We start from the raw sequence: 21,048 nt of genomic DNA, 5'->3' as shown, positions 1-21,048 counted from the left end.
AAGTGAATACGTGCAACAGATAGCCCGCGCTGTCACTCAGGCATTTAATAATCTGCCACGACCTCACCGCGTTATGCTGGGGTCGCTTAGCGTTCTAACTTTAGCGGTCGCTGTCTGGCGACCCTACATCTACCACCATCCCGATTCGGCCCCCATCAGCAAAACAATTGAACTGGAGCAAAGCGACATTCGTTCTCTGCTGCCGGAAGCCTCTGAGCCTATCGATCAGGCGCCTCAGGAAGAGGAAAGCATCCCGCAGGATGAGCTGGATGATAAAGCGGATACCGATTCCGGCGGTCATGAGTATGTCGTGTCGGCCGGGGATACGCTCAGCAGCATCCTTAATCAATACGGTATTGATATGGGGGATATTGCGCAACTCTCCTCGGTGGATAAAGATCTGCGTAACCTGAAAATAGGTCAACAGCTTTCATGGACTCTGACGGCGGATGGCGATTTGCAAAGTCTGACCTGGGAGATGTCGCGCCGTGAAACCCGGACTTATAACCGGGTTGCCAATGGTTTCAAAATGAGCAGCGAGCTGCAAAAAGGCGATTGGGTCAACAGCGTGCTGAAAGGGACCGTTGGCGGCAGCTTTATCGCCAGCGCGCGCGATGCGGGCCTGACCAGCACTGAAATCAGCGCGGTGATCAAAGCCATGCAGTGGCAGATGGACTTCCGTAAGCTGAAAAAAGGCGATGAGTTTTCCGCACTGTTATCGCGTGAGATGCTGGACGGTAAACGCGAGCAAAGCCAGCTGCTTGGCGTGCGCCTGCGCTCAGGCGGGAAAGACTACTATGCGATCCGCGCTGAGGATGGCAAATTCTATGACCGCAACGGTAACGGCCTGGCGAAGGGTTTTCTGCGCTTCCCCACCGCGCGCCAGTTCCGCGTGTCGTCCAACTTTAACCCGCGTCGGCTGAATCCGGTCACCGGGCGCATTGCCCCGCATCGTGGCGTCGATTTTGCGATGCCGCAGGGGACGCCGGTGCTGTCGGTGGGGGATGGCGAAGTGGTGGTGGCCAAACGTAGCGGTGCGGCAGGTTATTACATTGCCATCCGTCATGGGCGCACCTATACCACCCGCTATATGCACCTGCGTAAACTGTTGGTGAAGCCGGGGCAGAAGGTGAAACGCGGCGATCGCATCGCGCTGTCGGGCAACACGGGGCGTTCTACGGGCCCGCATCTGCATTATGAGGTCTGGGTTAACCAGCAGGCGGTGAATCCGCTGACGGTGAAGCTGCCGCGTACCGAAGGGCTTAGCGGCGCTGAGCGGACCGATTACCTGGCGCAGGTAAAACAAGTGATGCCGCAACTGCGTTTTGACTAATCTCCCGCCAGTTAAGGCCGGTGCCATGAGCGCACCGGCTTTTTCTTTTGTGCGTTATCCAACGTATCGTTAAACTAACCCCATTATTTATACTGAGCGAAACTTTCGCGGATTGGGCATGGAAACGAAAAAAAATAATAGTGAGTTTATTCCAAAATTTGAAAAATCCTTTTTACTGCCGCGTTACTGGGGAGCATGGTCAGGCGTTTTGGCGTTTGCCGGTATTGCCCTGACGCCCGCCTCTTTCCGCGATCCGATCCTCGGCAAACTGGGGCGTTTTGTTGGCAGGTTAGCAAAGAGTTCGCGCCGTCGTGCGCAGATTAACCTGCTGTACTGTTTCCCGGAAAAGAGCGAGCAGGAGCGTGAACAAATTATTGATGAAATGTATGCCTCCGCGCCGCAGGCAATGGTAATGATGGCGGAACTTGGCCTGCGCGATCCGCAGCGCATTCTTTCCCGCGTCGACTGGCAGGGTAAAGAGATCATTGATGAAATGCAGCGGAATAACGAGAAGGTGATCTTTCTGGTTCCCCATGCCTGGGGCGTGGATATTCCGGCGATGCTAATGGCTGCCGGCGGGCAAAAAATGGCGGCGATGTTCCATAATCAGGGCAATCCGGTATTTGATTATGTCTGGAATACCGTGCGGCGTCGTTTTGGCGGGCGAATGCATGCGCGTAACGATGGCATTAAACCGTTTATTCAGTCGGTGCGTCAGGGGTACTGGGGCTACTATCTGCCGGATCAGGATCATGGCGCAGAGCACAGCGAATTTGTTGATTTTTTTGCTACCTATAAAGCGACGTTACCAGCGATTGGTCGTTTAATGAAAGTGTGTCGCGCCCGTGTTGTGCCATTGTTTCCGGTCTATGATGGCAAAACGCATCGTCTGACGGTGCTGGTGCGTCCGCCGATGGATGATTTGCTGGACGCTGACGATAACACCATCGCCCGGCGAATGAATGAAGAGGTGGAGATTTTTGTTAAGCCGCATACCGAGCAGTACACCTGGATCCTCAAGTTGTTGAAAACCCGTAAGCCCGGAGAAATGGAGCCGTACAAGCGTAATGAACTGTATCCGAAAAAGAAGTAGTTCGGGCAGACGGTCAGGATTGCATACGCTGGCCAATGGGTCATCCGGTTCATTGGCTATAGTGTTTGAGCAACGTCAGATGTTCGGCGACCAGTTGGTAGCGATACTCCGGGCGGCCGGTCAGGCCGTAGTGATTGCTGACGTAGAGAATGTTTATCTGCTCCAGCCAAATGAGATATTTTCGGCACGAAACCCGCGATATTTGTAACGCCGCAGCCAGTTCGTTGGTTGAAAAATTACTCTCCTGATGGGCATCAATCCATTGACACACCAGACGAAGCGTTTGCGGCGTGAGCCCTTTCGGTAAACGGCGGGCGCTGTCCTGATACCGGACCCCACCGCGCAGCAGGCGATCAATATCCGCTTGAACGTAGCAGGGTTTTCCACGCTTTAAGTCGCGTTTTTTGCGCCATGATAACAGCGCTTCTTCCAGACGTGGAAACTGGAATGGTTTAATCAGATAATCGACCACTCCGTAACGCAGGGCGGTATTCACCGTTAATGCATCGGCAGCGGAGGTAATCATGATGACATCAATGTTTAGCGAGTTCTGGCGCAGAACGGGCAATAAGTCCAGCCCGTTCTCGTGCTGCATATAGACATCCAGCAATACCAGATCGATCTGCGATAAATGGCGGAGTAGCGCTTGCGCTTCGTGAACCGACCGGGCAATGCCGCAGCAGTGAAAATCGGTGACGCGACTGATAAACAGGCGGTTCAGTTCAGCCACCATTGAATCATCATCGACAATCAATACATTGATCATGCAACGTTTCTCGACCTGGCGGGAAGCCGGACTTCCCGCACTATTGACGCTGGAACGCCTGTCAGAATGGCGATCGTTTATATGAGGTATAACGGGCGTGCCAGAAGGTTTTATCGATATTCTCAGCAAGTTGCTCCTCGCTTAGCATGGGGGCGAGGCCTTCCTGCATCGCGATGTGCGCAACCGCGGTGGCAATGGCCCGGGAAATCATCTCAATCTCCTCTACCGGAGGCAGTAAGCTGCCTGTTTCTCCGGTGGCTAAAGGTGAACAGGCGGCCAGAGTTTTACTGCAGGCGCTCAGCATGGCATTGCTAACACGTTCCGCTTTACTGGCCAGAATACCTAATCCCAGACCGGGGAAAATATAAGCATTGTTACACTGGGCAATTTCATAACTCTTGCCGTCATAAAAAACCGGCTCAAACGGGCTACCGGTGGCGATTAGCGCGCTCCCCTCGGTCCATTCCAGTAAATCCTTAGGCTGGGCTTCGGCGCGGGAGGTCGGGTTAGAGAGCGGCATAATAATGGGGCGCGGGCAGTGCCGATACATCTCTTTAATAATCTCTTCACTAAACAGTCCCGGCTGGCCTGATACGCCAATCAGTACCGTTGGGTGGGCGTTACGTACCACGTCCATCAACGAGAGATGAGCGGCATCGCTATCCCAGTGGCTGATATTTTCCCGTGACGTGACATGATCTTGCTGAAAGTCCAGTAAATTGGGCATCTCATCAGTGAGCAGACCAAAACGATCGACCATGAAAATGCGGTTGCGCGCTTCAGGTTCTGACAGCCCGTCATCAACCATCAGCGCAATGATTTTTTCGGCGATGCCGCATCCGGCGGAGCCACTGCCGAGAAAAACCACTCTCTGGTCGCGAATGCGTGTACCGGCCGCCGTGGCCGCAGCGATCAGCGTACCTGACGTGACGGCAGCGGTACCCTGAATGTCATCGTTGAAACAGCAAAGCTGGTTACGATAGCGATTAAGTAAGCGGGTCGCATTTTTTTGCGCGAAATCTTCGAACTGTAACAAGACATTTGGCCAGCGTTGCTTAATGGCGTAAATAAACATATCCATAAATTCAAGATACTGTTCGTCACTAATGCGCGGATGACGCCAGCCCATATACAGCGGATCTTCGAGATGCTGGGTATTGTTGGTTCCTACATCAAGCATGATAGGGAGCGTTGAGGCCGGATGAATACCACCGCAAGCCGTATACAAAGAGAGTTTGCCAATCGGGATCCCCATTCCGCCGATACCCTGGTCGCCAAGACCAAGGATTCGTTCGCCGTCGGTCACAACGATGACGTTAATATCATTGCGGGAGAACCCCTGAAGCATTTCGTCAATATTGTGACGGTTCGGCCATGAAATAAACAAACCGCGACCCCGGCGGTAAATTTCCGAAAAATGTTCGCATGCTTCACCGACCGTCGGGGTATAAATGATCGGTAGCGTTTCTTTCATATGGGTACGTAACAAATTATAGAATAGTGTTTCGTTAGTATCCTGGATGTTTCTGAGATAGATATGGCGAGCAATATCGTGCTTAAACTGGCAAAATTGTTTCCATGCGCGTTCTGTTTGTTCTTCAATGGTTTCAACGTTATGGGGGAGTAATCCCTGAAGGTTGAACGCTGTTCGTTCACCTTCGGTAAAAGCGAGACCTTTATTCAATAACGGATTTTCCAGCAGAACAGCACCGTTATAGGGCGTATATAAGGTTTCTTTGACTAGCATTTCACGACTCCTGAATATCATTTCAAATGATTATTTAGCTTCTGGGGAATATTTTTGTTTCAGTGATTAGGAAATTAAATAAATCATGATTCCTTCGGTGACGACGCCGATCGCAGTGCCCAGCAAAATGGAGGATGAGGCGGGTTCAATATACGTGTCGCTGCGGAGTGCGAACATGCCTGCGGCAATGGCGGAAGGCGTCGCGCCGATGATAATGACCTGCTGCATCAGACTATGGCTTAGACCGAAAGCCAGGCCGGCTATAGCCATCATCGCCGGTTGAATCAGATTTTTAATACTGATATTGGTACAGGTTTGAATATTGACTGCAGGACGCTCACCGTAAAATAACAGTCCAAGAGCGAACAGTGAGAGCCCGCCGGCGATTTTTCCCACCATCTCAATGGGCATACTAAGCATATGCGGCAACTGTACGCCCGCAAGACTGAGCAGTACCCCGGTAATTGGGATCCAGACAATAGGGTTACGGATAGCGTTGAACAGATTTTGTAGAATAAGCTGCCCGGCATTGAGCTGTTCCTCATCAGCGAGGCTGTGTTTGTCTCCCATCCGAATCAGAATGATGGTCAGGGGGATCATAAATATGCTGGTGACCAGGTTACCGATAAGCACCCCAAGAAACCCCTCAGGGCCAACCAGTACAGCGAGAACAGGGGCGCCAAAATAGGCCATATCGGGGAAAGCGCATACCAGGGATTGAATTGCGCTGGTTTTAATATCATGACGGAAAACATAGCGGGAGATCAGTAGCGTGAGGAAATATGACCCCATAAGGCCAATGACTAATACCGCCATAAAAGTGAAGTTTTTAATTTTATCGGGATGAGTATTTAATGCGCCAATAAAAAGATGAAAGGGGAGAGCAAAGCGAATTACCACGGTGGCCAGCACCGATGCATCCTCGCGACGGGTATAGCCAAGTTTGCCACTCAGCCATCCGAGTAGCATGATAAATACCAATGGAAAAAGGGATTGCAATAGCAATGAAGGCATAGAATGTCCTGACGTATATTATCGGGTTCGTTGTGTTTTTTAATCTAACGGGGCGATAATATGTAAAAGGTGATTATCATCACAATTATCATGGTTTAAATAATTTCACATTAAATACTTTAATTACAAATAGAGTAGGCTTGATCAAATTGCCGGGTTATATTTATGATATTAATATATTTCCTGAGCAGTGACTTTAGCTACGTAAAAATAAATTAAATTACTTAATGTGAGTTTTATAACCAGGTCACAAAGTGGGTATTAAAAATACAATGAGCTGTGTTTAATTTGAAATGATTGTGCTAACGTTTTTGCGTGTTTGATTTACATTGTGTTTCTTATTCTTTTCTTTAATTATTGCGCAGTTTTAATATTGCGTCGGTATCTTACGCTTATGTGACTTCATTATAATTCAGGTGACAATATGGAAAATAATACATTCAACCAACCAATGGATAAAACACAGCCGAAGCAGAAAGCAGTACGCTTTTTATCAAATATTGAAGTCGGCACCGTTCCGTTAACACTATTTATCGGTATCGCGGCCATTGTCACGCTCTCCGCAACCGCAGGCTTGCTGCCGAAGAACATGATCGGTGGCCTGGCGGTGATTATGACGTTAGGGTTCGCACTGGCTACCCTGGGCCGGATGGTACCGGTGCTCAAAGATGTTGGCGGCCCGGCTATTTTGTGCCTGATGACACCCTCCGTATTAGTCTATTTCGGTATGTTTGAGGCGCATACCCTTGAGACCGTGCATTTGCTGATGAAAGAAGCCAACCTGCTCTATTTCGTCATCGCCTGTCTGGTGGTCGGCAGTATTCTGGGTATGAACAGAACCATTTTGATTCAGGGGATGGTACGCATGTTCGTGCCGCTGATGGTGGGGACCGGAGCGGCTATTCTAACCGGACTGCTGGTGGGGCGCTTGTTCGGCTACAGCATCTACCACTCTTTCTTCTTTATCATCGTGCCGATCATCGGCGGCGGTATCGGTGAGGGGATCTTGCCGCTGTCGCTGGCCTATTCAGCGATTCTTGGACAAACGCCAGATGTTTATGTCGCGCAACTGGCTCCGGCGGCCGTGGTGGGCAATATCTTTGCTATTATCTGCGCAGGGTTTCTGGCGCGTATGGGCATTCGTCGTCCTTCGCTTTCCGGAAACGGCATGCTGATTCGTAGCCCCGAAGACAACAGCGTCTTTGCGCAGAACCAGAGTACGCAGCCTACCGACTTCCAGCGGATGGGCGCCGGGCTGTTAATGATTTGCGCGTTTTTCATCGTTGGCGGCCTGTTGGAGAAAGTGGTGCATATACCCGGACCGGTGCTGATGATTCTGGCTGCGGTATTCTGTAAATACACCAAAGTTATCCCGGCGTCGATGGAGTCGGGGGCACACAGCTGCTACAAATTTGTCTCTGCCGCGCTGGTCTGGCCGCTAATGATAGGTCTCGGGATGCTGTATGTTCCGCTGGAAAGCGTGGTGGCCGTTTTCTCCGTTGGTTATGTCGTGGTTTGCGGTTCTGTCGTGATGGCGATGGCGTTAAGCGGCTTTTTTATCGCTTCCTGGCTGAATATGTACCCGGTTGAAGCCGCCATTGTGACCTGTTGCCATAGCGGGCTGGGCGGGACCGGTGATGTGGCTATCCTGTCGGCATCAAACAGGATGGGGTTGATGCCTTTTGCTCAGATTGCAACCCGTATCGGCGGTGCGTCAACGGTCATTACCGCGACGATTTTGTTGAGCTGGCTTGTATAGATTAATGCGGACAGGCAAAAAAACACCTGCCAGCGGTGACGCGGGCAGGTGAGGAACGTGATAACCGCAACGTTTACTCGACGGTCAGAATACGCGTGGTGTTGGTGCTGCCGATAGTGCTCATGACATCGCCCTGGGTCACGATGACCAGATCGCCAGTAACCAGATAGCCTTTATCACGCAGCAGGTTTACCGCATCATGGGCTGCGGCTACGCCGTCATTTGCGCTATCGAAATAAACCGGCGTCACGCCGCGGTAGAGCGCCGTCAGGTTCAGCGTGCGCTCATGGCGAGACAGCGCGAAAATTGGCAGACCGGAACTGATGCGTGATGTCATCAGCGCGGTACGGCCTGATTCGGTCATAGTGATGATAGCGGTGACGCCTTTCAGATGGTTAGCCGCGTACATCGCTGACATGGCAATCGCTTCTTCGACATTGTCGAACTGAATGTCCAGGCGGTGTTTGGAAACGTTAAGGCTGGGGATTTTTTCTGCCCCAAGGCAGACACGGGCCATTGCCGCAACGGTTTCTGATGGATATTGCCCCGCGGCGGTTTCCGCGGAAAGCATCACCGCGTCTGTGCCATCCAGCACGGCGTTTGCCACGTCCATAACTTCCGCGCGGGTTGGCATCGGGTTGGTGATCATGGATTCCATCATTTGCGTCGCGGTAATGACTGAACGGTTCAGTTGACGAGCGCGGCGGATTAACGTTTTCTGAATACCGACCAGTTCCGGGTCGCCAATTTCTACGCCGAGGTCGCCCCGGGCTACCATGACGACGTCGGATGCCAGAATCACATCATCCATCGCATCCTGATCGCACACGGCCTCCGCGCGTTCGACTTTCGCGACAATTTTTGCATCACAGCCTGCATCGCGGGCCAGACGACGGGCATAATTCAGGTCTTCACCGCAGCGTGGGAAGGAAACAGCCAGGTAATCGACGCCGATTTTTGCGGCCGTGATGATGTCGGCTTTATCTTTTTCCGTCAGCGCTTCGGCGGAGAGACCGCCGCCCAGTTTGTTGATCCCCTTATTGTTGGACAAGGGCCCGCCAACGGTAACTTCGGTGAACACTTTCATGCCCTGGACTTCCAGCACTTTCAACTGTACGCGACCGTCGTCAAGCAGCAGAATATCGCCTGGCACCACGTCACCCGGCAGTCCTTTATAATCGATGCCCACTCTCTCTTTATCGCCTTCACCCTTACCCAGGTTAGCATCGAGCAGGAATTTGTCGCCGACGTTGAGGAAAATTTTGCCTTCTTTGAAGGTGGATACGCGAATTTTCGGTCCCTGCAGGTCACCGAGAATCGCAACATGACGACCCAGTTTTGCCGCAATCTCACGGACCTTATCCGCACGGATCTGGTGATCTTCCGCGGTTCCGTGAGAGAAGTTCATACGTACCACGTTAGCGCCAGCGGCGATAACCTTTTCCAGGTTGTTATCGCGATCGGTAGCCGGACCTAAAGTGGTGACGATTTTGGTTCTGCGAAGCCTTCTGGACATGTAATACTCCGTTGACTAAAACAACTTTGGTGTTGCGTGAACATGGATTCGGTAACGCCAGCGAGCAAAGCCGCTATACCTGAACATTACCGACGGTGTAATAGGATACTGCGTTGTTTCTGCTTTTATTGGTCATTGCTGTGTACACTGAGTTCTTTATCAAAGCGCGATTCCTTAAGCGCTTCCTTGACCCTCTTCAAGTTATCTCTGAATTTTGCGCCCCGGCGCAGGGTAAAGCCCGTCGCCAGCACGTCGATCACCGTCAACTGCGCCAGCCGGGAAACCATTGGCATGTAGATGTCGGTATCCTCCGGAACATCCAGCGTAATCGCCAGGGTTGATTCACGGCAAAGCGGCGTATTGGGGGAGGTAAGGGCGATGACCATGGCATCGTTTTCGCGGGCCAATTGCGCCAGCTCCACCAGACTTTTGGTTCTGCCCGTGTGCGAGATAATCACCACCACATCGTTATCACTACAATTCATACAGCTCATGCGCTGCAGGACAATATCGTCGGAGTAAATGACCGGCACATTAAAGCGGAAAAATTTGTTCATCGCATCATGTGCGACGGCGGCGGAAGACCCCAGACCAAAAAAAGCGATCTTCTTGGCCTGGGTGAGCAGGTCAACGGCGCGATTAATCGCCGTCATGTCGAGAGAATGGTGAACCTGATCTAAACTGGCCATGGCGGACTCAAATATCTTCCCGGTATAGGATTCGACGCTGTCGTCTTCATCGACATTGCGATTCACATAGAGCGTGCCGTGCGCCAGGCTCTGCGCCAGGTGCAGTTTGAAATCGGGGAAGCCGCGGGTATCCAGACTGCGACAAAACCGGTTGACGGTCGGTTCGCTGACGCTGGCCTCCAGTGCCAGGGCCGCGATACTTGAATGAATGGCCTGCGTGGGGTTCGCAAGAATGACTTCCGCCACTTTGCGCTCAGATTTGCTAAGGTTTTCCAGTCGGGACTGGATTTTTTCCAGCATATTCATTGTTAATTGGGTGCTCATTAATGGAAACGATTTCATTAATGGGTGAAATCATCAGGCGTTTTAGCAAGAATATACGCCACCGTCGGCGGAAACAGTGAGGAATGACCTTAAAATATGTTGTTTTTTTTCATTACATGATCAGAGTCGTATTTTACTCACTGAGAATCAGCCGAAACAACAAACAAAATTAGCCATATGCCTGAAGTCCTGCGCCGTAGTTTCCCCATTGTGCGATTTTGCCGCGGGAAGCGGCGCTGAGGGTTTCGGGAATTTCGTAAACACAGTACGATGCAGTGAAAGAAAATTACAAATATAGCCCGGCATAAGCATCAGGCTATCAACTAAGGAGAATGACATGGCGGTAACGCAAACGGCCCAGGCATGCGATCTGGTCATTTTTGGCGCGAAGGGTGACCTGGCGCGTCGTAAATTGCTGCCTTCCCTGTATCAGCTTGAAAAAGCTGGCCAGCTTCACCCTGACACCCGCATTATCGGGGTTGGGCGTGCTGACTGGGACAAAGACGCTTATACCAGCGTGGTGCGTGAAGCGATGGAAACCTTCATGAAGGAAAAAATTGATGAAGGTTTGTGGGCGACCCTGAGTGGACGTCTGGATTTTTGTAACCTTGATGTGAATGACACCAAAGGGTTTAGTCGTCTGGGAAAAATGCTCGATCAGCAAAATCGCGTTACGGTTAACTATTTCGCCATGCCTCCAGGTACTTTTGGCGCGATTTGCAAAGGGCTGGGGGAAGCAAAGTTGAACGCGAAACCGGCGCGTGTGGTCATGGAAAAACCGCTGGGGACCTCGCTGGAAACCTCTCGTGAGATCAACGATCAGGTGGGAGAGTTTTTTGAAGAGTGCCAGGTCTATCGTATTGACCACTACCTGGGGAAAGAGACGGTACTGAACCTGCTGGCGCTGCGCTTTGCCAACTCATTGTTCATCAATAACTGGGATTGTCGCACCATCGATCACGTTGAGATTACGGTGGCGGAAGAAGTTGGCATTGAAGGACGCTGGGGCTACTTCGATCAGGCCGGGCAGATGCGTGACATGATTCAGAACCACCTGCTGCAAATTCTGTGCATGATTGCGATGTCCCCGCCGTCAGACTTATCCGCCGACAGCATTCGCGATGAAAAAGTGAAGGTGCTGAAATCCCTTCGCCGTATTGATCGCGCTAACGTGCGTGAGAAAACGGTGCGCGGTCAGTATACCGCCGGGTTTGCGCAAGGGAAAAAAGTGCCGGGTTACCTCGAAGAGGAGGGGGCGAACAAATCCAGTCATACCGAGACGTTTGTGGCCATTCGCGTCGATATTGATAACTGGCGCTGGGCGGGCGTGCCGTTCTACCTGCGTACCGGCAAACGCCTGCCGACCAAATGTTCTGAAGTCGTGGTTTACTTCAAAACGCCGGAACTGAACCTGTTCAAAGAGACCTGGCAAGAGCTGCCGCAGAACAAGCTGACCATTCGCCTGCAACCGGATGAAGGGGTTGATATTCAGGTGCTTAACAAGGTGCCAGGCCTCGATCACAAGCATAATCTGCAAATCACCAAGCTGGATCTGAGCTACTCGGAAACCTTTAACCAAACGCATCTGGCGGATGCCTATGAGCGTTTGTTGCTGGAGACCATGCGCGGTATTCAGGCGCTGTTTGTCCGTCGTGATGAAGTGGAAGAGGCGTGGAAGTGGGTTGACTCCATTACTGAAGCCTGGGCGGCCGATCGCGATGCGCCGAAGCCTTACCAGGCTGGCACCTGGGGACCTGTCGCCTCCGTGGCGATGATCACCCGCGACGGTCGCTCGTGGAATGAGTTTGAATAACCGGAAAGCGACGCTGGTGGGGTTATTTTACCGGTAACATGATCTACCGCACTAAGTCGCATGATTTTTAATCTTTTAAGCCCCGCAGGATTCACCCTCGGGGCTTTTTTTATTACACTGCTCACAGATATTTTGCCTCTGATCCGCAGCACTGTTGCCTTAATTAGCGAAAAAGCTTCCCAACGCGCTGTGATCGGACAGATAAAATTTGAGGAGCCGTTATGAATTCTGAGATGTTACGGGTAACAAATCGTGTTATTGAACGCTCGCGCGCGACCCGCGAGGCCTACCTCGACAGGATTAATCAGGCCAAAACCGATACCGTCCATCGCGCCCAACTGGCGTGCGGCAACCTGGCCCACGGTTTCGCCGCCTGTCAGGCGGATGATAAAGCCTCGTTGAAAAGCATGCTGCGCAATAACATCGCCATTATCACCTCTTATAACGATATGCTGTCCGCGCATCAGCCCTACGAGCACTACCCGGAAATTATTCGCCAGGCTCTGCATTCCGCGAACGCGGTCGGCCAGGTGGCCGGTGGCGTCCCGGCGATGTGCGATGGCGTGACCCAGGGGCAGGATGGCATGGAACTGTCGCTGCTGAGCCGGGAAGTCATTGCCATGTCCGCCGCGATTGGCCTGTCGCATAATATGTTTGACGGGGCGCTCTATCTTGGGGTCTGCGATAAAATTGTCCCTGGTCTGGCGATGGCGGCGCTGTCGTTTGGCCATCTGCCATCCATTTTCATTCCATCCGGTCCAATGGCCAGCGGTCTGGCGAACAAAGAAAAAGTGCGAATTCGTCAGCTTTACGCCGAAGGGAAGGTGGATCGCATGGCGCTGCTGGAGTCCGAAGCCGCCTCATACCATGCGCCGGGTACCTGTACCTTTTATGGTACGGCCAATACCAATCAGATGGTGGTTGAATTTATGGGGATGCAGTTACCAGGATCATCATTTGTGCATCCCGATGCCCCGCTGCGCCACGCGCTGACCGCCGCCGCCGCCCGTCAGGTGACGCGCCTGACCGGCAACGGGAATGAATGGATGCCGCTGGGTAAAATGTTTGACGAAAAAGTGGTCGTTAACGGGATTGTCGCGTTGCTGGCGACTGGCGGATCCACCAATCATACTATGCACCTTGTCGCCATGGCGCGGGCCGCGGGGATCATTATCAACTGGGATGATTTCTCTGACCTCTCTGACGTGGTGCCGCTACTGGCGCGTCTCTACCCGAATGGCCCGGCGGATATCAATCACTTCCAGGCGGCGGGCGGCGTGCCAGTATTGGTACGCGAGCTGCTGAAAGGCGGCCTGTTGCATGAAGACGTCAATACCGTTGCCGGTTTTGGCCTTTCGCGCTACACCATGGAGCCGTGGCTGAATAACGGCGAGCTTGACTGGCGCGAAGGAGCGACAGCGCCGCTGGACGATCAGGTTATCGCCACCTTTGAAAAACCATTTTCTCGCCATGGCGGCACGAAGGTGCTGAGCGGTAATCTTGGTCGAGCGGTGATGAAAACCTCAGCCGTGCCGGTTGAAAACCAGGTGATTGAAGCGCCTGCGGTAGTTTTCGAGAGCCAGCATGATGTATTGCCGGCCTTTGAAGCCGGGCTACTGGACAAAGATTGCGTGGTGGTGGTCCGTCATCAGGGACCAAAAGCGAATGGCATGCCAGAATTACATAAACTTATGCCGCCACTTGGTGTATTATTGGACCGCCGTTTCAAAATTGCGCTGGTGACCGATGGTCGACTCTCCGGCGCATCAGGCAAAGTTCCATCAGCAATCCATGTGACGCCTGAAGCGTATGATGGTGGTCTGCTGGCGAAGGTGCGCGATGGCGATATCATTCGCGTTAACGGCCAGACGGGCGAACTGATGTTGCTGGTGGATGACGCGGAGCTGGCTGTGCGCCAGCCGCATATTCCTGACCTGAGCGGTTCGCGTGTAGGAACCGGCCGGGAAATGTTCGGTGCGCTGCGTGAGAAACTCTCCGGAGCAGAACAGGGCGCAACCTGCATCAATTTTTAAGATGATTCGATTTGTAGATCTGGCGAGAGAAAATCTGATGAAAAACTGGAAAACAACTGCAGAAGCAATCCTCACCTCCGGCCCGGTTGTCCCGGTCATCGTGGTGAAAAAACTGGAACACGCTGTGCCGATGGCGAAAGCGCTGGTTGCGGGCGGCGTACGCGTTCTTGAAGTGACCCTGCGTACCGACTGTGCGATAGATGCAATCCGCGCGATTGCCAAAGACGTTCCGGAAGCGATTGTTGGCGCCGGTACCGTCACCAACGTTGAACAACTGAAAGAGGTGACTGAGGCGGGGGCGCAGTTCGCTATCAGCCCGGGGCTCACCGAATCCCTGCTGAAAGCGGCGACCGGCGAAGGCACCATCCCGCTGATCCCAGGGATTAGCACCGTATCCGAACTGATGCTGGGTATGCAGTATGGTCTGAAAGAGTTCAAATTCTTCCCGGCGGAAGCGAACGGCGGCGTGAAAGCGCTGCAGGCGATTGGCGGTCCGTTCGCCAACATCCGTTTCTGCCCGACGGGCGGCATCTCTCCGGCAAACTACCGTGATTATCTGGCGCTGAACAGCGTGCTGTGCATCGGCGGCTCCTGGCTGGTGCCTGCGGACGCGCTGGAAGCGGGGGATTTCGACCGTATCACCAAACTGGCGCGTGAAGCGGTAGAAGGCGCGAAGTAATCTTCGCGCGTTAACTCGCAAAGCCCGGTCTGCGCTAACGTGACCGGGTTTTTTTATCAGTTTGCGCCGCAAAACCTTTGCGCAACTGACCTGTATTACCGGCCTGTCGCGGCGGAGATTTATCCCGTGACCACTACCGCAGACGCAGCCGCTTTGGCGCGAGCAACCGCTTCATCGACGTTGTCCGCTACCGCCAGGGTCACGCCTAAACGACGCGAGCCATCAATTTCCGGCTTGCCGAACAGGCGCAGTTGCAGACCCGCACCGACTGCTGCCTGGATATGGCTAAAGGTGACGTTCTGGCTGGTCAGTTGCGGCAGGATCACCGCCGAGGCCGCCGGGCCGTACTGGCGAATGGCGCCAACGGGCAGGCCAAGGAAGGCGCGGACGTGGAGGGCGAACTCAGACAGATCCTGGGAAATCAACGTGACCATGCCGGTATCGTGCGGGCGCGGCGACACTTCGCTAAAAATGACCTCATCGCCGCAAACAAACAGCTCAACGCCAAACAGACCATAACCGCCCAGCGCCAACACGACTTTGCGGGCTATCTCCTGGGCGCGCTCTAAGGCCAGCGCACTCATCTGCTGCGGCTGCCAGGATTCGCGGTAATCGCCATCTTCCTGACGGTGGCCAACTGGCGCACAGAAATGCACGCCATCGACGGCGCTGACGGTCAGCAGGGTGATTTCAAAATCAAAGTTGACTACGCCTTCGACAATCACGCGCCCGGCGCCGGCGCGACCACCTTGCTGCGCGTAGTGCCATGCTTCGGTTAACTGCTCTTCGGAACGAATAAAGCTTTGGCCTTTGCCTGATGAACTCATCACAGGCTTAACGATGCACGGCAAACCGATCCCGGCAACGGCTTCCCGAAATGCGGTCTCACTGTCGGCAAAACGGTAGGCGGAAGTGGGCAGCTTGAGTTCTTCGGCAGCCAGGCGACGGATCCCTTCACGGTTCATGGTGAGTTTCGCCGCGCGCGCGGTAGGAACGACTTTTTGCCCTGCTTGCTCCAGGATGACCAGCGTATCGGTGGCGATGGCCTCGATTTCCGGCACGATGAAATCGGGTTTTTCCTGTTCGATCAGCGCCTGTAACGTTTCGCCATGCAGCATATTGATGACATGTGAACGGTGTGCGACCTGCATTGCCGGGGCATCAGGGTAACGATCGACGGCGATGGTCTCAATTCCCAGACGCTGACACTCGATGGCCACTTCTTTACCCAGTTCGCCGGAACCTAACAACATTACTTTTGTTGCCGCAGGGCGCAGCGCCGTGCCTAATACAGTCATAACTCTCTTCCACAGTGAAAAAACATGCGCCGCATTATAAACGAAAACGTTTGCGCGTGTCTTTATGCGCGTCGATTGAGATTAGGGGCAAAATTTGTTATACTGTATAAAAATACAGTACACAAGGGGCTGCATCATGGCGGTTGAAATTAAATATGTGGTAATTCGCGAAGGTGAGGAAAAAATGTCTTTTGCCAGCAAAAAAGAGGCCGATGCTTATGACAAAATGCTCGATCTGGCGGAAGTCCTTAACGACTGGCTGGTCGCGTGTCCGCTTACCCTTGATGAAGAGCAGCGCGATAGCATGGCGATGTGGCTGGCCGAGCGTAAAGAGACTCTGAATCATATTCTGCGTTCGGGGAAATTGCCTGAGGTCCATGACCACAGCGATCGGCAACACGCCGGACCGGAAGAGGGCGACAACAGCGAAGCCGTCGCTGAATCTGAAGCTCCGGTGAAGCCGCGTAAAGTGAAAGCCGCCTGAGTTCCCTTTGCACAGGGAGTTCTGGCGGTAAAATGAGGATTATGCGCTTTTCAGTATCATATTTGCGCATCTTTAGCTGGTCATACATTTCCTGACACCTCCTCGTTTAGGCTGATGGTATCGCTTATCGCGCAACGAGGAAAAATATGTCGAACTGGCTAAATCAACTGCAGTCTCTGCTGGGGCAGCAGGGACGATCTTCTTTATCTGACGAGCAATCAAGCGGAAAAAATGTGCTGCTGCCGGGGGCGCTTGGCGGGCTGGCAGGCTTGCTGGTCGCCAGTAAATCATCGCGCAAGCTGTTGGCGAAATATGGCACCGGCGCACTGCTGGTTGGCGGTGGCGCAGTAGCGGGAACCGTGCTGTGGAACAAGTACCAACAGAAAATGCGCGCCAGTTCGCCGCAGGAACCTGATGATTCCGCTTTGCCCGCCGGGCTGACGCACTCAGCAGACTCCGTTGAACTCGATGCCCGCAGTGAACGGCTGATTATGGCGCTGATCTTTGCGGCCAAAAGCGATGGACACATTGACGAGCGTGAGCGGGCAAGTATCGAAGAGCAACTGCGCGCGGCAAATATTGATGTTCAGGGACGGGTGTTAATCGACCAGGCGCTGGCTCAGCCACTTGATCCCCGGCGGCTGGCAGAGAGCATTAACAGCGAGCAAGAGGCGCTGGAGGTTTACTACATCAGCTGTGCGGTCATTGATATTGACCATTTTATGGAGCGCAGCTATCTGAATGCTCTCGGCGAAGCCCTTAAACTGCCACTGGATGTCCGTAAGGATATTGAGCAGGACATTCAGGCGCAAAAACAGGCTATAGAGGACTAAATCCTCAGGTTTTGCTTGCATCGCGGGTGACATTTGCCACTCTTATACCTGTCATCCTTCAGCGTGTTTTGCTGCGTGCTGAAGGGCAACTAATATAAGCCGCAGAAGACTAAGTAGATGCCGCCAAAAGCCAAACGGATCCCCCATGCCATGACCTTACATGGCGATACCCGAATCGATAATTATTACTGGCTGCGTGATGATCAACGCTCGCAGCCGGATGTGCTTGATTATCTGAAGCAGGAAAATGAATACGGTAAAAAAGTGATGTCCTCGCAAAGTAGCCTGCAGAACAGGGTACTTAAGGAGATTATTGACCGAATACCGCAGCGCGAAGTGTCGGCGCCCTACAGCAAAAATGGCTATCGTTACCGTCAGGTGTATGAACCAGGATGCGAGTATGCGATTTATCAACGCCAGTCGGTGCTGAAAGAAGAGTGGGATCAATGGGATGTGTTGCTGGACGGCAATCAGCGTGCGGCGGGCAGCGAATTTTACACACTGGGTGGTCTGGGGGTTTCACCCGACAATAATATCATGGCCGTGGCGGAAGATTATCTCTCCCGGCGGCAATATAGTCTGCGTTTTTACCCTTTATACAACGGTGATGAATATCAGGAGGTGCTGGAAAACGTCTCCCCTGATTTTGCGTGGAGTAATGATTCGCAAACGTTGTGGTATGTGCGCAAACACCCGACCACGCTGCTGCCGTATCAGGTCTGGCGTCATCGCCTCGGAACGGCTGCCAGTTCAGATGTTCTGGTATATGAAGAACAGGACGATACGTTTTATGTCAGCGTTCACAAAACCACCTCTCAGCAGTTTGTGGTGATTTATCTGGCCAGCGCGACGACCAGCGAAGTGCTGCTGCTGAATGCTGAAATGGCCGACGCCGAGCCGATCTGCTTTCTGCCGCGACGTAAAGATCATGAATATAGTCTCGATCACTATCAGCATACCTTTTATCTGCGATCGAATCGCGAAGGTAAAAACTTCGGCCTTTATCGTAGTACGCTGCGCGATGAACAACAGTGGGAGACGTTAATTCCTCCCCGTCCTGAGGTGATGCTTGAAGGTTTTACCCTGTTTACCGACTGGCTGGTCGTTGAGGAGCGCCAGCGTGGACTTACCAGCTTGCGACAGATTAACCGCAAAACGAGCGCGTCTCAGGGCATTGCTTTTGATGATCCGGCCTATGTGACCTGGCTTGCCTATAACCCTGAGCCGGAAACCTCCCGTTTGCGCTACGGATATTCTTCGATGACGACGCCGGATACGCTGTTTGAACTGGATATGAACACCGGCGAGCGGCGAGTGCTGAAACAACAGGAAGTGAAAGGGTTTGAGGCCAGCCATTATCGCAGCGAGCATCTGTGGATCACTGCCCGCGATGGCGTTGAAGTTCCGGTATCGTTGGTTTATCGCCATGATCATTTCCGAAAAGGCGGCAGTCCGCTGCTGGTGTACGGCTATGGTTCCTACGGCGCCAGTATGGATGCGGATTTCAGCACCAGTCGGCTAAGTTTGCTCGATCGCGGTTTTGTGTTTGCTATCGCCCATATTCGCGGCGGCGGCGAACTGGGCCAGCAGTGGTATGAAGACGGCAAATTTCTGTGTAAGAAAAATACCTTCAACGATTACCTTGATGTCTGCGATGCGCTGCTGGCGCAGGGCTACGGCGACCCGCGTCTGTGCTATGGGATGGGAGGCAGCGCGGGGGGCATGTTGATGGGCGTGGCGATTAACCAGCGACCGGAACTGTTTCATGGCGTGGTAGCTCAGGTTCCCTTTGTGGATGTGTTGACAACGATGCTTGATGAGTCGATCCCACTGACGACCGGTGAGTTTGAAGAGTGGGGTAATCCGCAGGATCAAGTGTATTACCGCTATATAAAAAGCTACAGCCCTTATGACGGCATCCTGGCGCAGGCGTATCCGCATCTGCTGGTTACCACGGGCTTGCATGACTCGCAGGTTCAATACTGGGAGCCGGCAAAATGGGTGGCAAAATTGCGCGAGCTGAAAACCGATGACAATCTGCTGCTGCTGTGTACGGATATGGATTCCGGACACGGCGGTAAATCCGGGCGTTTCAAAAGTTACGAAGGCGTGGCGCTGGAGTTTGCGTTTCTCATTGGCCTGGCGCAGGGAACACTGCCAGGCATGGCGGAAGTATAAGGCGGGTTACTCACCGAGGTAGTGCTTAAGCGTCAGGCGCAGTTCGGGGCTCATTCGATCCAGGTTATTGAATAACCAGCGTAAATAGCCGGGATCGTTTTCCGCCACTTCTGAGACAGGCTTACCGCGATACTTACCGAAGGTAAAGGTAGAGAGCAGCGTCGGGCGGCCGGTTATGGCCGCCATCTCGTCCGGTGACCAGCCGGACGTTTTGATAATATCAAGCAGCAGAGCGGCGGTAATATAGCAGTCATACAGCGCCCGGTGGTGGTGCAGACCTGGCGGGGTGGCGACGCTGAGCTTGCGCGATTTATACAACCCCATGTTGCTGTACTTAATTCCTGGCCACAGGCGGCGGGCCAGCTTCATCGTGCAAATCCACTCGCCCTGCATTTCCGGTAATACCCGGCGGTCAAAGCTGGCGTTATGCGCGACATACCACTGACTCCCCCTGTATAACGGCACAATCTCTTCGATCCACGGCTTATCCGCGACCATCTCTTCAGTTATACGATGGATTGCCATTGCCTGCGGGGTGATGGGGCGGTCGGGGCGAACCAGGTGGCTCATGGGGTTGGTGATTTGCCCGTCGACAATATCTACCGAGGCGATTTCAACGATGCCTCCCTGCAATCCGCAGGTTTCTGTATCAATTACGCGTAGCATGGCTCGCTCCAGGCCAAAGGAACCAGCGTAATGGAATGTGCGGGGCTTGCCAACCGGGATACCAGCAAGTGACGGGAATTATTTCTGTTTCGGTTCATAGGGCAGGCGAGAGAGCGAAACCGAAGCCAGACGATGAGCGGTCAGACGTTCGCGAAACCAGTCGCGCAGATTTTCGGGCTGCTCTCTTTCGACGAGATCGGCGACCACCGGCATATTGTAGCGTTCTTTAAACGCGACGCCTGCCGCGGCGAGATCGACATTGACTTTGTCCATCTCATGCTGGGAAATCTTCGCCAGATTCTTTTCCATTGGTTTCTCCTCTGATAATGCCGCAAAAAGTACTCAGCACGCGGCAAAAAGGCAAGTCTCATACGCTTAGCTCGACTGCATCATTATACAGGGTTATTCTCTGTGCTACATACATAACAAAAAGGAATGTTGACTATGCCAACCATCGCTGGACGCATGCTGCGTCTGTCCGTATTTCTCGCCGGCGGCCTGACCGCTGCTGGCGCACTGGCTCATGCCCATCTGCAACAACCGCTTCCGGCGGCCGGGGCCGTTGTGGAGGCGTCACCGCAGGCGCTGACGCTGAACTTTTCAGAAGGGATCGAAACACAGTTTAGCGGAGTTACCCTTAGCGGGCCGCAGCATAAGTCCATCGCCCTTGGCAAACTGCGCCGCAGCGACAGTAATAAAGCCCAACTGACGGTGCCTGTCGAACAGACATTAACCTCGGGCGAGTATACCGTTGAGTGGCACGTGGTCTCCGTGGATGGCCACAAAACGAAAGGACACTATACCTTTCGCGTGAAATAGCCTC

The 21,048-nt window shown here is 53.1% G+C and carries 18 protein-coding genes; 10 read left to right on the top strand and 8 right to left on the bottom strand.

Going from position 1 to position 21,048, the window contains the following annotated elements:
• Positions 1–10 precede the first annotated feature (10 nt).
• Both mepM and lpxM read left to right on the top strand, forming a co-directional pair.
• Complete coding sequence (mepM, locus tag ABK821_RS11605; protein WP_138361490.1) at positions 11–1,333, top strand: murein DD-endopeptidase MepM; 1,323 nt, start codon at positions 11–13, stop codon at positions 1,331–1,333.
• A gap of 118 nt (positions 1,334–1,451) precedes the next feature.
• Positions 1,452–2,426, top strand: a complete 975-nt coding sequence (lpxM, locus tag ABK821_RS11600; protein ID WP_343178922.1) for a lauroyl-Kdo(2)-lipid IV(A) myristoyltransferase — start codon at positions 1,452–1,454, stop codon at positions 2,424–2,426.
• A gap of 49 nt (positions 2,427–2,475) precedes the next feature.
• Here the strand turns inward: lpxM and dcuR are convergent, their stop codons facing one another.
• The 3 genes from dcuR to ABK821_RS11585 form a co-directional block, all read right to left on the bottom strand.
• On the bottom strand, positions 2,476–3,192 hold the full coding sequence (gene dcuR / locus ABK821_RS11595; protein WP_138361488.1) for a two-component system response regulator DcuR: 717 nt from the start codon (positions 3,190–3,192) through the stop codon (positions 2,476–2,478).
• Between the two features lie 61 nt (positions 3,193–3,253).
• Positions 3,254–4,939 carry an NAD-dependent malic enzyme gene (locus ABK821_RS11590; RefSeq protein WP_138361487.1) on the bottom strand — a complete coding sequence of 562 codons (1,686 nt, stop codon included), beginning with the start codon at positions 4,937–4,939 and terminating at the stop codon, positions 3,254–3,256.
• Positions 4,940–5,005: 66 nt separating this feature from the next.
• On the bottom strand, positions 5,006–5,953 hold the full coding sequence (locus ABK821_RS11585; protein ID WP_138361486.1) for an AEC family transporter: 948 nt from the start codon (positions 5,951–5,953) through the stop codon (positions 5,006–5,008).
• A 424-nt stretch (positions 5,954–6,377) separates the two neighbouring features.
• Here ABK821_RS11585 and ABK821_RS11580 point away from each other — a divergent pair, with 424 nt between their 5' ends.
• On the top strand, positions 6,378–7,712 hold the full coding sequence (locus ABK821_RS11580) for a 2-hydroxycarboxylate transporter family protein (protein ID WP_138361485.1): 1,335 nt from the start codon (positions 6,378–6,380) through the stop codon (positions 7,710–7,712).
• Between the two features lie 73 nt (positions 7,713–7,785).
• Here the strand turns inward: ABK821_RS11580 and pyk are convergent, their stop codons facing one another.
• Both pyk and ABK821_RS11570 read right to left on the bottom strand, forming a co-directional pair.
• Positions 7,786–9,228, bottom strand: coding sequence for a pyruvate kinase (gene pyk, locus ABK821_RS11575; RefSeq protein ID WP_138361484.1), 1,443 nt, complete (start codon positions 9,226–9,228; stop codon positions 7,786–7,788).
• A gap of 125 nt (positions 9,229–9,353) precedes the next feature.
• Entirely contained in the window at positions 9,354–10,259 is a 906-nt protein-coding gene (locus ABK821_RS11570) for a MurR/RpiR family transcriptional regulator (protein WP_171034890.1), read from the bottom strand.
• Between the two features lie 319 nt (positions 10,260–10,578).
• On the opposite strand from ABK821_RS11570, the gene zwf reads away from it, so the two are divergent.
• From zwf to ABK821_RS11555, 3 genes are all read left to right on the top strand, one after another.
• Entirely contained in the window at positions 10,579–12,054 is a 1,476-nt protein-coding gene (gene zwf / locus ABK821_RS11565; RefSeq protein ID WP_308562686.1) for a glucose-6-phosphate dehydrogenase, read from the top strand.
• 221 nt (positions 12,055–12,275) lie between these two features.
• Positions 12,276–14,087, top strand: a complete 1,812-nt coding sequence (edd, locus tag ABK821_RS11560; RefSeq protein WP_343178921.1) for a phosphogluconate dehydratase — start codon at positions 12,276–12,278, stop codon at positions 14,085–14,087.
• A 37-nt stretch (positions 14,088–14,124) separates the two neighbouring features.
• Positions 14,125–14,766, top strand: a complete 642-nt coding sequence (locus ABK821_RS11555; protein WP_138361481.1) for a bifunctional 4-hydroxy-2-oxoglutarate aldolase/2-dehydro-3-deoxy-phosphogluconate aldolase — start codon at positions 14,125–14,127, stop codon at positions 14,764–14,766.
• A gap of 119 nt (positions 14,767–14,885) precedes the next feature.
• Here the strand turns inward: ABK821_RS11555 and purT are convergent, their stop codons facing one another.
• A complete protein-coding gene (gene purT, locus ABK821_RS11550; protein WP_138361480.1) occupies positions 14,886–16,064 on the bottom strand; it encodes a formate-dependent phosphoribosylglycinamide formyltransferase in 1,179 nt (392 codons plus the stop codon).
• 136 nt (positions 16,065–16,200) lie between these two features.
• On the opposite strand from purT, the gene ABK821_RS11545 reads away from it, so the two are divergent.
• From ABK821_RS11545 to ptrB, 3 genes are all read left to right on the top strand, one after another.
• Positions 16,201–16,548, top strand: a complete 348-nt coding sequence (locus ABK821_RS11545) for a YebG family protein (RefSeq protein ID WP_138361479.1) — start codon at positions 16,201–16,203, stop codon at positions 16,546–16,548.
• A gap of 146 nt (positions 16,549–16,694) precedes the next feature.
• Complete coding sequence (locus ABK821_RS11540; protein WP_138361478.1) at positions 16,695–17,381, top strand: tellurite resistance TerB family protein; 687 nt, start codon at positions 16,695–16,697, stop codon at positions 17,379–17,381.
• Between the two features lie 117 nt (positions 17,382–17,498).
• Positions 17,499–19,559 carry an oligopeptidase B gene (ptrB, locus tag ABK821_RS11535; RefSeq protein ID WP_138361477.1) on the top strand — a complete coding sequence of 687 codons (2,061 nt, stop codon included), beginning with the start codon at positions 17,499–17,501 and terminating at the stop codon, positions 19,557–19,559.
• A gap of 6 nt (positions 19,560–19,565) precedes the next feature.
• On the opposite strand, the gene exoX is transcribed toward ptrB, so the two are convergent.
• Together exoX and ABK821_RS11525 are read right to left on the bottom strand one after the other, a co-directional pair.
• Positions 19,566–20,225: an exodeoxyribonuclease X gene (exoX, locus tag ABK821_RS11530; protein WP_138361476.1), complete on the bottom strand. Its 660-nt coding sequence runs from the start codon at positions 20,223–20,225 to the stop codon at positions 19,566–19,568.
• 78 nt (positions 20,226–20,303) lie between these two features.
• The gene (locus ABK821_RS11525) at positions 20,304–20,534 is read right to left on the bottom strand and encodes a DNA polymerase III subunit theta (RefSeq protein WP_138361475.1); all 231 of its coding nucleotides are present in this window, start codon (positions 20,532–20,534) and stop codon (positions 20,304–20,306) included.
• A gap of 135 nt (positions 20,535–20,669) precedes the next feature.
• Between ABK821_RS11525 and yobA the strand changes: the two genes are divergently transcribed.
• The gene (gene yobA / locus ABK821_RS11520; protein WP_138361474.1) at positions 20,670–21,044 is read left to right on the top strand and encodes a CopC domain-containing protein YobA; all 375 of its coding nucleotides are present in this window, start codon (positions 20,670–20,672) and stop codon (positions 21,042–21,044) included.
• Positions 21,045–21,048: the final 4 nt, after the last annotated feature.

Source organism: Klebsiella sp. KE9456, from assembly GCF_043832615.1.
GTDB lineage: Bacteria > Pseudomonadota > Gammaproteobacteria > Enterobacterales > Enterobacteriaceae > Klebsiella > Klebsiella indica.
The sequence above is the reverse complement of the archived record's forward strand: the minus strand, read 5'-3'. Positions and strand labels throughout refer to the sequence as shown.

Coding starts and splice junctions, on each gene's coding strand:
- lpxM (WP_343178922.1), top strand. CDS start 1,452: ATGGAAACGAAAAAAAATAATAGTGAGTTTATTCCAAAATTTGAAAAA.
- dcuR (WP_138361488.1), bottom strand. CDS start 3,192: ATGATCAATGTATTGATTGTCGATGATGATTCAATGGTGGCTGAACTG.
- ABK821_RS11590 (WP_138361487.1), bottom strand. CDS start 4,939: ATGCTAGTCAAAGAAACCTTATATACGCCCTATAACGGTGCTGTTCTG.
- ABK821_RS11585 (WP_138361486.1), bottom strand. CDS start 5,953: ATGCCTTCATTGCTATTGCAATCCCTTTTTCCATTGGTATTTATCATG.
- ABK821_RS11580 (WP_138361485.1), top strand. CDS start 6,378: ATGGAAAATAATACATTCAACCAACCAATGGATAAAACACAGCCGAAG.
- pyk (WP_138361484.1), bottom strand. CDS start 9,228: ATGTCCAGAAGGCTTCGCAGAACCAAAATCGTCACCACTTTAGGTCCG.
- ABK821_RS11570 (WP_171034890.1), bottom strand. CDS start 10,259: ATGAAATCGTTTCCATTAATGAGCACCCAATTAACAATGAATATGCTG.
- zwf (WP_308562686.1), top strand. CDS start 10,579: ATGGCGGTAACGCAAACGGCCCAGGCATGCGATCTGGTCATTTTTGGC.
- edd (WP_343178921.1), top strand. CDS start 12,276: ATGAATTCTGAGATGTTACGGGTAACAAATCGTGTTATTGAACGCTCG.
- ABK821_RS11555 (WP_138361481.1), top strand. CDS start 14,125: ATGAAAAACTGGAAAACAACTGCAGAAGCAATCCTCACCTCCGGCCCG.
- purT (WP_138361480.1), bottom strand. CDS start 16,064: ATGACTGTATTAGGCACGGCGCTGCGCCCTGCGGCAACAAAAGTAATG.
- ABK821_RS11545 (WP_138361479.1), top strand. CDS start 16,201: ATGGCGGTTGAAATTAAATATGTGGTAATTCGCGAAGGTGAGGAAAAA.
- ABK821_RS11540 (WP_138361478.1), top strand. CDS start 16,695: ATGTCGAACTGGCTAAATCAACTGCAGTCTCTGCTGGGGCAGCAGGGA.
- ptrB (WP_138361477.1), top strand. CDS start 17,499: ATGCCGCCAAAAGCCAAACGGATCCCCCATGCCATGACCTTACATGGC.
- exoX (WP_138361476.1), bottom strand. CDS start 20,225: ATGCTACGCGTAATTGATACAGAAACCTGCGGATTGCAGGGAGGCATC.
- ABK821_RS11525 (WP_138361475.1), bottom strand. CDS start 20,534: ATGGAAAAGAATCTGGCGAAGATTTCCCAGCATGAGATGGACAAAGTC.
- yobA (WP_138361474.1), top strand. CDS start 20,670: ATGCCAACCATCGCTGGACGCATGCTGCGTCTGTCCGTATTTCTCGCC.